Source organism: Massilia scottii (assembly GCF_030846495.1).
GTDB classification, from domain to species: domain Bacteria; phylum Pseudomonadota; class Gammaproteobacteria; order Burkholderiales; family Burkholderiaceae_D; genus Telluria_A; species Telluria_A violaceinigra.
The window spans coordinates 1-2,642 of record NZ_JAVCWM010000062.1 but is presented as its reverse complement, the minus strand read 5'-3'; the positions used below and the strand labels follow the sequence as shown (position 1 = coordinate 2,642).

Sequence of the window (2,642 nt, the reverse complement as noted above, 5' to 3'; positions counted from 1 at the left end):
AGAACTATTGTTCAAAGGGGCTTGAACATTTAGTGTCAGAATAGAAATTAATATATCGGATTAGCAGATAGCCAAGGCCCGTCCCTTCGGGCGGTAGAAGCCAAGGCCCGTCCCTTCGGGCGGTAGAAGCCAAGGCCCGTCCCTTCGGGCGGTAGAAGCCAAAGCCCGTCCCTTCGGGCGGTAGAAGCCAAAGCCCGTCCCTTCGGGCGGTAGAAGCCAAAGCCCGTCCCTTCGGGCGGTAGAAGCCAGGGCCATCCCTGCCAGCGATAGAGGAATCTTAATACCTTGGGTAACAGCAGAAGCCTGGCTCTATACGTTCGGTCACACAAACGTTAAATCAAACTCGCCATTTCCGCGCGGAATGGCGATCACACCTCGACGAACCCAGGCGCCGGCAATACGCAACAAAACGGCATCAGGCGGAGCACCTTCCACCAGGTCGATAAACTCGCCCTGGGCGTCCTCATCCTGCCATTCGTAGACAACCCCATAGTCAGGATTGCCAGTCTGCTGCAGCAGCTGGTCGACGTACTTGGCCACGAAAACAAGATCGAGGAACTCATGCTCATGAGTGAGCGCCGGAAGACGATAGATCATGCCTTCCTCCTAGCCTTGGGCTTCGCTTTTTCGATCACCGGCACCGGGATCGCCATCGCCTTAGCCATCGCAGCCACTCCCTGCAGGAACGCTTGCACCTCGCTGGGGTTCTCCTCGGCCACCTGAAGCAACGACGCCTCACTGTGGGTCGTCAGCACGTCGCGCCACTGGTCATCCGTCAATTCGGCCAAAACAACCGCGGCGCTGTCCTCCTGGGCGGCGATCTCCGCGTCGTCCATTTCCACGACGGCCAGGAGGTCCCGCAATCCCTTCGACCAACATAACTGTCGCCGGCCCTTGAATGCCGCCGCGTAGGCCATCCAGAGGGCCGCAGAGCGCTTAGAGCGGGTTTCCTGATACTCGGCCAACAAAGCCCACGGCGTGGCTCCCTTGGCGCTCCTAGAGGCTTTCAAGTGCCCTTTGGTCATCTCGTGTTCAAGACCCCACTTGGAAACGTAGACGGCCGCATCCTGACCTCCCCGGACGTCGACGCCGTATTCATCGCTCGGACGGGGTAAGCCGCGCTTCTCGCATGCGTCCTGCCAGGTCGGCGCCAGAATAGACTTCACCTGGTCAGGAGACATGCCGCCATCCAGGAACAGAAGGACGTGGAAATGCGGATGCCAGCCGTTGCGGCCATGCGTAACCTCGAGCACCCGAACAGTGCCACGAAGGCTCACCCTCTTACGGGCGTTCTTGCCGGCACGGTTGGATGAAGTGTCCGCGTACGCCTTCATCATCCGGTCCAGCATTCCGTCCAGGTCGTCACCCAGACCATGCGGCACGGTCAACGTCATGAGCATCACGTCCAGACCCTGGCGTTGCGCTTCGTCCATAGCCCCCCGCAGCTCAAGCCGCCGACGTTCGCTAATCTTGGGCGCGCACACCGGGCAAAGCCACACAGAGGCACAGACCTGAAGACCAGCATAGAACGCCTTGCCATATTCGGCGGAATGCATGACCTGGACCGACTGCGTCGGCACCTTCCAACGGCAACACTTGAACGTCCGCGATCCGATCAAGAGTCGATTTACTGCGGATTTCAGCCGGTAACGATCGCACCGGATCTGCGCCAGAGTCTTGTACTCAACCCACTGAATATCCCGCATTTCAAAAGATTTTATCTCCCCATCGCCACCCTCGACCGAGAACCAGCTGACGGCCTTTTCTCGCTCGGAATTGGCCAAAGCGGCCGAAGTTTTCGCGTATGTACCAAGAACACCCTCCCGCGGCCCATCCAACTGGCCCTCGGCGCCCCGCGCCGTCCTCGCTGCCGCTGCGGGCGGCGCGGGGCGCCGAGGGCCAGTTGGACTCTGCTGTGTGGAGGAATTAGAAGGGATATGTGACTTTCCGCTAGGCATAGGCGCAAGCGGACGTGCTAAAATTTGCATGTCGGTTTCTCTCGTTCTCAAGATGTGGATCAACCGGCCCTGGCCTCGAACGTTTGGCGACGTTGCGAGGCTTCTTCATTTTCAGACTCTTCTCCCTTGCGGCCTGGCAACCAGCCAGCCGGGATTTCCCATCTTCAAACAAAAAAACCGTAGCAGAATATTGCCTACCGATAAACGGAATGTCAATGAATTGGCAACGTAAAAATAAAAACACCCCCCCACTCGCCGTGGAGGCACCCCAGGGGGGATATTAAAAAGCGCAATATCCCCCCTGGCATGCCAGGAGCTTATTTTTATCCGGGCCGTCAAGGGGCTTTCGCGGCATATCCTCGCTCGATGAAACCGAGCTGCGGTATTCCACGGTCCCCTTGACGGAGCAAAAAATAACGAAACTATATAAACGGTTTATACCGTTCTATGGACACTATGTCGTATCCTTGATTTCGTGCTTCTTGCTCGACCTCATCAGGAGATGAACAGCCAGCAATTCCACCTATTTCCAAACCCTCAGAAATGAACTTTCCAGCCCATTGGCCTGAAGCAGCCAAATAAATGTGCAATGTTATTTTCATAATTATTAATTAGAGGGGTTTATATAATTAATTCTCTGAACAAACTATAGTTCAGAGGGGTTTATATATTTAATGCCCCAAA

2 protein-coding genes are annotated in these 2,642 nt (G+C 56.2%); both read right to left on the bottom strand.

What is annotated here, in order from left to right:
* Positions 1 to 321: 321 nt before the first annotated feature.
* On the bottom strand, positions 322 to 597 hold the full coding sequence (locus tag RBA41_RS33235; RefSeq protein WP_306628620.1) for a hypothetical protein: 276 nt from the start codon (positions 595 to 597) through the stop codon (positions 322 to 324).
* The gene (locus tag RBA41_RS33230) at positions 594 to 1,784 is read right to left on the bottom strand and encodes a protein rep (protein ID WP_306628619.1); all 1,191 of its coding nucleotides are present in this window, start codon (positions 1,782 to 1,784) and stop codon (positions 594 to 596) included. Before RBA41_RS33230 ends, RBA41_RS33235 begins: the two co-directional genes overlap by 4 nt.
* Positions 1,785 to 2,642 lie beyond the last annotated feature (858 nt).